This window comes from Synechococcus sp. H60.2, assembly GCF_047462315.1.
Taxonomy (GTDB): Bacteria; Cyanobacteriota; Cyanobacteriia; order Thermostichales; family Thermostichaceae; genus Thermostichus.
In genome coordinates this window covers 1-5,988 of sequence record NZ_JANSIZ010000105.1, presented here as the reverse complement: position 1 = coordinate 5,988, position 5,988 = coordinate 1, and the positions used below count along the sequence as shown (strand labels likewise).

3 protein-coding genes and 1 pseudogene are annotated in these 5,988 nt (G+C 59.8%); 1 reads left to right on the top strand and 3 read right to left on the bottom strand.

Annotated elements, in window-relative coordinates; all coding sequences use genetic code 11:
• Positions 1-143: 143 nt before the first annotated feature.
• Positions 144-812 carry a hypothetical protein gene (locus NW845_RS12045; RefSeq protein WP_414378705.1) on the bottom strand — a complete coding sequence of 223 codons (669 nt, stop codon included), beginning with the start codon at positions 810-812 and terminating at the stop codon, positions 144-146.
• Positions 813-939: 127 nt separating this feature from the next.
• Entirely contained in the window at positions 940-2,364 is a 1,425-nt protein-coding gene (gene glnA, locus NW845_RS12040) for a type I glutamate--ammonia ligase (RefSeq protein ID WP_414378704.1), read from the bottom strand.
• 399 nt (positions 2,365-2,763) lie between these two features.
• Between glnA and trxB the strand changes: the two genes are divergently transcribed.
• Positions 2,764-4,197: a thioredoxin-disulfide reductase gene (gene trxB, locus NW845_RS12035; RefSeq protein ID WP_414378703.1), complete on the top strand. Its 1,434-nt coding sequence runs from the start codon at positions 2,764-2,766 to the stop codon at positions 4,195-4,197.
• A gap of 102 nt (positions 4,198-4,299) precedes the next feature.
• Here trxB and purL read toward each other — a convergent pair.
• Positions 4,300-5,964 (bottom strand): annotated as a pseudogene (purL, locus tag NW845_RS12030) (phosphoribosylformylglycinamidine synthase subunit PurL); the annotation flags it as partial.
• Between the last annotated feature and the right edge of the window lie 24 nt (positions 5,965-5,988).

Sequence of the window (5,988 nt, the reverse complement as noted above, 5' to 3'; positions counted from 1 at the left end):
CCGCCTCGTGAGTCTTGGATGCTTCAGCTCTACTTCACAGACCCGGTACACGGGATCGATGAAGCAACTGGGGCAGAGGAAGAGACAAAAATCTCACCGTAAAGCGGATGGGGAAACCCCACCCGCCTGCACGGTGGGGTAGTTCATACGCGATGCAGCCGCAGTCGTTGCACCCATTCTTCCCCGAAGCGCAGCCAGTCTGCCATTTTTTCTGGACTCACCTGTTGGCCGTCCCGCCAAACAATAAGCTGCGGCCCGGATCCCTCGGCACAACAAGGAGGATGCTGCTCCAAAAAACTAAGAAAACTAGGATCGAAGCGCAGGCGAACCTTGGCCTCATCTTCTCCGCGCAAGAGGTATTTGCGGGAAAACTGAGGGTGGCTCTCGAAGTTGATATCTTGCATGCAAAAGGCCTTGGCAATGTCATGAAACAGGGGAACTTCCGGATGTAGCCGAAAATGAGGTAGCCGTAGATCTTCGCAATAGGCCCAGAAAACAGACTGGCGATGAGTGCTGCTACTCTTGCCGCTACTGCGGATGTACTTATAGTCAAAGGCACCGATCTCAGTTCCATCGATTAGCCGCTTGGACATTGAGTTGTAGAAACGTCGATCGTAGCCTCGTTCAAATAGTTCAAAGCCTGCCTGAAGCAAGCGGGAGCGGATCCCTTCGGGTAGCTCCGCTGAAAACGACATGCCCAGGCTCCTGGCCACCTGCTCCAAAGCTTCCCGACGCTTCTCCTCTAGATAGGCGGCAAGCGCCAGAAGGCCGATAACAAAAACCAAGAACAGACCAAAAATAAGCCATTCCATTGCAAACCCTCCCTCCAACCTCTAGACTTCGGCCCCAGAATACCAAAAAAAGGGATCCCTCCAGCAAAGGAAGGGATCCCGTTCAAAAGCCGTGGCCAAGAACTAATGCTTCAAATGAGAACCTCGATCAGGCGTCGAAATAGAGCGCGAACTCGTAGGGGTGAGGCCGCAGGTTGATGGGGTTGATCTCGTTGTCGATCTTGTACTCGATATAGGTCTGGATGAGATCCTCGGTAAAGACACCTCCCTCCAGTAGGAAGTCGTGATCCTTCTGCAGGTTTTCCAAAGCATCCAGCAGGGATCCGGGCGTGGAGGGGATCTTGGCCAGCTCGTCCGGCTCCAGATCGTAGATATCTTTGTCGAGGGGCTCGCCGGGGTGGATCTTGTTCTTGATCCCGTCCAGGCCGGCCATCAACATGGCCGAGAAGGCGATATAGGGGTTGCAGGTGGCATCGGGGCAGCGGAACTCCAGCCGCTTGGCCTTGGGATTTTTGCCTGTAACTGGAATGCGAATGGCTGCGGAGCGGTTGCCCTGCGAGTAGGCCAAGTTGACCGGCGCCTCAAACCCAGGCACCAGGCGCTTGTAGGAGTTGGTGGTGGGGTTGGTAAAGGCTAGGATGGCTGGGGCGTGCTTGAGCAGGCCGCCGATGTAGTAGAGAGCCGTTTCGCTCAGATCGGCATAGTTGCCTTCTTGGTAAAACAAGGGCTGGCCGTCTCTCCAGAGGGACTGGTGCGTGTGCATGCCGCTGCCGTTGTCATTGAAGAGGGGCTTGGGCATGAACGTCACCGTCTTGCCGTGCTTGCGGGCCACGTTCCGGATCACGTACTTGTAAATCATCATGTAGTCGGCAGCCGTGATTAGATCGGCAAAGCGGTAGCCCAGCTCCCCTTGCCCGCCGGTGGCCACCTCGTGGTGGTGCTTCTCGATGGGCACCCCCAACTTGGCCATTGTCAGAAGCATCTCGGTGCGGAGGTCTTGATGGGCATCGGTGGGCGGCACAGGGAAATAGCCCTCTTTGTAGCGGGGCTTGTAGCCCAGGTTGCCGCCTTTTTCCTCCCGGCCTGAGTTCCAGCGGCCCTCGATGGAATCGACAAAGTAGTAGCCGGCGTTTTGGGTCTGGTCAAACCGTACATCTTCAAAAATAAAGAACTCTGCTTCGGGCCCGAAGTAAGCCGTATCGGCAATCCCTGTCGATTGCAGATAGGCCACAGCCCGTGCTGCCAGGCTCCGCGGACAACGGCTGTAGGGCTGGCCGGTGCGCGGCTCAATAATGTTACAGATAAGGCTGAGGGTGGGCACTTGCAAGAACGGGTCGATCCAGGCCGTCTTGGGATCCGGCACCATGTACATGTCCGACTCATTGATGGATTTCCAGCCCCGAATGCTTGAACCATCAAAGGGTAGCCCTTCGCTGAAAACTTGTTCCGTAAGCATCGAAGGGTGGAAGGAAACGTGCTGCCAAGTGCCGAAGATATCCACAAACTTGAGATCCACCATCTGGACATTGTTGTCCTGGATCATCTGAAGCACTTCTTGGGGCGTGGATGCCATTACTCTCTCCTGATTGGGTTGCAATTGAGACTGGGGTAATCCTAAGGTAGACGGGATCCCGGCAGCGGATCCCCGCGCTTCGACTTGAGTGGGCCAAAAGCGCTCACCCATCCTAGAAAGGCCGATATCAGCATTTTGTAGCTTCTGATACGAAATTGCCCTGGCTTTGGCCTTCTGCTCAACGGCTTGGCCATTGCGCCCCTCAGCCAAGCGTTTCTGCCCTGTTGTCCTCTGGACAAAGACAAGTCGGAGGAGCCAAACCCTGTCCCCCTAGCTAGAGGAAAGCGAAAATGGGACTAGCGAGCTCCAGCCTCGCGCAGAGTATCGGCTCGTGTTAGACTAAAACGTAGTCGTTATGAGTTTGGTTTAGTTTTCAACAACAGCAAGGAGCGACATCGAATGACAGAGCAAAGTCGGGTTGAGAATGTGGTGATTATTGGTTCTGGCCCTGCCGGGTTCACGGCGGCCATTTACGCTGGGCGGGCCAACCTGAAGCCAGTTGTGTTTGAGGGGTTTCAGGTGGGCGGGATCCCGGGTGGGCAACTGATGACCACCACCGAGGTGGAAAACTTTCCGGGCTTTCCCGAGGGCATCAGCGGCCCCCAACTGATGAAAAACATGCGCGCTCAAGCGCAGCGGTGGGGGGCAGAGCTCTACCCCGAGGATGTCACCTTTGTGGATCTCAGCCAGCGGCCTTTTGTCGTCCGCTCTGATGAGCGAGAAGTGCGCACCCACAGCCTAATCATCGCCACCGGGGCCACGGCCAAGCGCCTACACCTGCCCGGAGAGGAGATCTACTGGAACCGCGGCATGTCCGCCTGCGCCGTCTGCGATGGGGCCATGCCCATATTCAGGGGAGTGGAGCTGGTGGTCATTGGCGGTGGCGATACCGCCTGTGAGGAAGCTACCTATTTGACCAAGTTTGGATCCCATGTCCACATGCTGGTGCGCAGTGGCAAGATGCGGGCCAGCAAGGCCATGCAAGACCGGGTGCTCAACCACCCCAAGATTACGGTGCACTGGCACACCGAGGCGGTGGAAGTCCTGGGCGACGGCCAGCGCCTGACCGGGGTGAAGGTGCGCAACAACCAGACAGGGGAGATCCGGGAGATGGCGGTGGGTGGCTTGTTCTACGCCATCGGCCATAAACCCAACACCGACCTGTTCAAAGGACAACTGGAACTGGATGAAGTGGGCTATATTGTCACCCGCCCCGGATCGGTAGCCACCAGCGTGGAGGGGGTGTTTGCCGCCGGGGATGTGCAGGATCACGAGTTTCGCCAGGCCATCACCGCTGCCGGCACCGGCTGTATGGCGGCCATGTTGGCAGAGCGCTGGCTCTCAGAACACGGCTTAGCCCAAGAGTATCACGTCGTCCCTCAGAGCCATCCTGAGCCCAGCCCTGCCACGGCTCCTCCCGAGGCGGAGTCGCCGGGGGAAGCTGCGGTGGCGGAAGCCAGCTTTGCGGAGAACGGCCACGAGGATCTGGATTTCAGTAAGACCTGCCATGAAGGGAGCTATGCCCTGCGGCGGCTCTACCACGAAAGCAATCGCCTGCTGATGGTCAAGTACACCGCTCCCACCTGTGCCCCTTGTCATGCCCTCAGGCCAATCCTGAACAAGGTCATCGAAGAGTTTGCCGACAAGCTGCACGTGGTGGAGATCGACATCGAGAAGGATCCGGAGATTGCTGAAGCCGGCGGGGTCACCTGCACGCCGACGGTGCAGTTTTTTAAAAACAAGGAGCTGGTGGCGCAGGTGGTGGGCGTTAAGCCCAAGTCCCACTATCGGGAGGTGATCCAGGCCAATTTGTCTGAAGCAAGATCAGCTTGAGGTAGTCCCCCTCACCCCCAGCCCCTCTCCCTTGGGGACGCCCAAGCGCTACGCGCCGCTCACGCGACCACCCCCAGCCCCTCTCCCTTGGGGAGAGGGGAGCTAGGTGTTGTGGTAGGCGGCCTGCAGGGCGGCCAAAGAGACCGACAACAGGGGATCCCCTTCTGCAGTTGTCAAGAGCAAAGGATCGGCAGGGGATCCCACTTGTCCCAGCAGTTGCCACTGGCCGGGGAGCTGGGACTCTAAGTAGGCTTCCCAAGGAGAGCGCTGGGCTGGATTGACAGAAACGAGGATGCGGCTGGATCCCTCGCCAAACAGGGCCTGATCCCAGCGCAGGGATCCGGGAGCCAGAGAGACACTGGCACCGCGGCCCCCGCTGAGGCAGGCTTCCGCCAGAGCCACGGCCAGTCCTCCCTCGCTACAGTCGTGGGCGGAGCGCACCCATCCCTGCCGGATGCCGTGGCGGCAGGCGGCTTGCACGCGCTTTTCCAGCTCCAGATCCACGGGGGCAGGCCGACCCGTGACCGTGTTGTAGATTGCCGCCAAATACTCGCTGCCGCCCAGACTGGTAACAGCCTGGGATCCCAAGAGGTAGATGAGATCCCTTTCTTGCTGCCACCCCTGGCCACAGACCAACTTCAAGTCCGGAAGGAGACCGACCATGCCGATAACGGGGGTAGGGTAGATGGCCTGGGATCCCTTCTCGTTGTAGAGGGAAACGTTCCCCCCTGTTACCGGTGTCCCTAGGGCACGGCAGGCCTCCCCAATCCCCCGACAGGCCAGGGCCAACTGCCAGTACACCACCGGGTTTTCCGGGTTGCCGAAGTTGAGGTTGTCGGTTACGGCCAAGGGCTCCGCCCCCACGCAGGAGAGGTTGCGGGCGGCTTCGGCCACCGCGGCTTTGGCCCCCTCGTAGGGATCCAAATACACCCAGCGGCCATTGCCATCTAGGGTGGCAGCAATGGCCTTGCGGGCAGCCTGCAGGGGTGGCACCTCGCCGACGCCAAACTTTTGCGAGCGGATGCGGATAACCGCTGCATCTCCCTGCCCCGGCCAAAGGACAGTGTTGTTTTGCACCTGGTGGTCATATTGGCGATAGATCCAGGCTTTGCTGGCCAGGGTGGGGCGGGCCAAAAGCCGCAGCAGCACCTCTTGCCACGTCAGGGTTGCCTGATCGAGGTGGATCCCTTCGCGAGTGCAGGGGGGTAGGGTGGCGGGATCCCACTGCCACGCTGCCTGGACGTACTCCGGTGGCTCTGGCAGCAGCGGGCGGACGTAGACGGGGGTCTCTTCGGCCAAGGCCCGCGCCGGCACTTGCACCACGCAGGATCCGCGGTGCCAGATCTCCACCAGCGGCTCGGCAATGACTTCTCCGGCCACGCTGGCCTGCAGGCCCCAGCGGTGGAAGATCTCCATCACCTCCGCCTCGCGACCTTTTTGCACCACCAGCAGCATCCGCTCCTGGGACTCCGAAAGCAGGTACTCCCAGGCGGCCATGCCGCTTTCCCGCGCCGGCACCCGGTCGAGATCAAAGCGGATCCCTACGCCTCCTTTGGCGGCCATCTCCGCCGTGGAGCAGGTGATCCCGGCCGCCCCCATGTCCTGGGCGGCCACCACAGCTCCTGTGGCAAAGGCCTCCAGGCAGGCCTCGATGAGACATTTGCCCAGAAAGGGATCCCCCACCTGCACCGCCGGCCGATCCTGCTGGGAGTCCTCCTTGAGCTCGGCGCTGGCAAAGCTGGCCCCGCGGATCCCGTCCCGCCCCGTGGGGGCTGTCTGTTATACAAATCT

What these genes read in the sequence shown, in the direction of transcription:
- glnA (WP_414378704.1), bottom strand. Translation starts at nt 2,364, where the DNA reads ATGGCATCCACGCCCCAAGAAGTGCTTCAGATGATCCAGGACAACAAT.
- NW845_RS12045 (WP_414378705.1), bottom strand. Translation starts at nt 812, where the DNA reads ATGGAATGGCTTATTTTTGGTCTGTTCTTGGTTTTTGTTATCGGCCTT.
- trxB (WP_414378703.1), top strand. Translation starts at nt 2,764, where the DNA reads ATGACAGAGCAAAGTCGGGTTGAGAATGTGGTGATTATTGGTTCTGGC.